Here is a 2,026-nt window from a genome sequence, read left to right as displayed (position 1 = left end):
CGCTTCCGCCCAGTTCTTGGCGGCGCGGGCGGCGAGGCGGGCCGCGATGGCCGCCTCGATCGCCACGCTGTCATCCGCCCCGCCCTGGCGCCAGGCACGCGGGTCGGAGCCGAGTAGCCCCAGCACCTCCGCCGCCTGCCGCAGCGCCGCGGCCGCCTGGCCGGATTCCGGCTCCCAGTGCCGGCCGATGCGGCTGAGCACGGCGGTGGCGGAGCCACCCACGGTCGCCACATTCTCCAGCGTGCGCAGGTCGCGCAGGCGGGCGATGGCCAGCGGCGTGTTCAGGTCGTCGGCCAGGGGCTCCAGCGCCCACTCGGCCATCTCGGCCACCAGGGCGTCATCCGCCTCGGGCTGCGGCAGGTCGCGCGCCAACAGGGCGTAGAAATCGTCCAGCTCGCCCCGCGCTTCCTCCAGCCGCTCCTGCGAATAATCCAGCGCGGCGCGGTAATGCGTCTTCAGCAGCAACAGGCGGAAGGCCTCGCCGGCCCAGGGGCCGTTCTGCAGGATGTCCCGCACCGTGAGGAAGTTGCCGAGCGACTTCGACATCTTCTCCCCGTTCACCAGCAGCATGCCATTGTGCATCCAGGTGCGGGCGAAGCGGCTGCCGGGGAAGGCGCAGACGGATTGCGCCATCTCATTCTCATGGTGCGGGAAGAGCAGGTCGTGCCCGCCGCCATGGATGTCGAACTCCGGGCCCAGGTAGCGCCAGGACATGGCCGAGCATTCGATATGCCAGCCCGGGCGACCACGGCCCCAAGGGCTGTCCCAGCCCGGGGTCTCGGCATCGGAAGGCTTCCAGAGCACGAAATCGCCGGGATCGCGCTTATAAGGTGCGACCTCGACGCGCGCCCCGGCCAGCATCTCCTCCGGCGAACGGCCGGAAAGCTGGCCATAGCCGGCATAGCTCGGCACCGAGAAGAGCACATGCCCCTCGGCGGCATAGGCATGGCCACCAGCGATCAGCTTCTCGATGATGGTGATCATCTGGCCGATGTTGTCGGTGGCGCGCGGCTCCTCATCCGGGGGCAGGGCGCCGAGGGCGGCCATGTCCCGGTGGAAGTCGGCGGTGGTGCGGGCGGTGATGGCGCTGATCGGCTCCCCGCTCTCCCGGGCGCGGTCGTTGATCTTGTCCTCTACGTCCGTGATGTTCCGGACATAGGTGACGCGCGGGAAGCGGCGGCGCAGCAGGCGCGCCAGCACGTCGAAGACCACGACCGGGCGGGCATTGCCCAGATGCGCCAGGTCGTAGACCGTCGGCCCACACACATAAAGGCGCACATGCTGCGCATCGATGGGGGCAAAAGGCTCCCGCCGGCGAGTAGCGCTGTTGTGGAAGGCAAGTTCGGTCATCCAGCTGGGCCTGTCAGGATCATCGCGAGAAAGGAAGGGCGCGGATACTAGCCCGCCTCGCCCGCGATGGGAAACGGAGCAGCCATCGTCCCGGATGCTCCAAGGCCCCAGCTTTTGATCACGCGAATTTGCGTGAGAAACTCAAGCTTAAGCCGAATTCAGGCCTGAAGGCACCCCTGTCGAGCCAAAGCTTCATGGCCTTCTTGTCTCATTAATTGTCTAAAAGCGATAATCTACATTTCATTGGCAGAATGTCCTTTTCAAGAGACAGGCAAGGCTCGCCTAGCTTCTTAGAAAGCTATTTATAATCAAGCAGTTACGAAAATTCCCGCCGAAATTAACTTCGCGGCAATGCGAGCTTGTCAGGTTTTGTCCAGACGCTTTTACATTCCGCGTAAATATGCGATCACGTTCTCGAGAGATCGCGCTTTTGTGAACATGATCTGAGAAGAGCCTTCCCGGCGCCGGAGCGCCTCGAGGCGCAAGCGGCAGCGCGGTGGATCGAAGTAAAGCCAAGTAAAACACATTTCATCGGCGGGGTTTTTTATGCAGATCAACCTGAATCTTGAAAACGCTGGCGCTAATACTCTTGGCGGTGGCGTCACGACTTTTGGCCAGGTTTTCAAGCAGGGGGAACTGCCTGCGGGTGGGGGTCTGAAGGCTCTGGTGGGTGGTG

The 2,026-nt window shown here is 63.9% G+C and carries 1 protein-coding gene; it reads right to left on the bottom strand.

What is annotated here, in order from left to right:
• A partial coding sequence (cysS, locus tag IBL25_RS18515; protein ID WP_238940526.1) for a cysteine--tRNA ligase occupies window positions 1–1,350 on the bottom strand: 1,350 nt, incomplete at its 3' end.
• Window positions 1,351–2,026 lie beyond the last annotated feature (676 nt).

It is taken from the genome of Pseudoroseomonas ludipueritiae, from assembly GCF_014490445.1.
Classification (GTDB): Bacteria; Pseudomonadota; Alphaproteobacteria; order Acetobacterales; family Acetobacteraceae; genus Pseudoroseomonas; species Pseudoroseomonas ludipueritiae.
The sequence above is the reverse complement of the archived record's forward strand: the minus strand, read 5'-3'. Positions and strand labels throughout refer to the sequence as shown.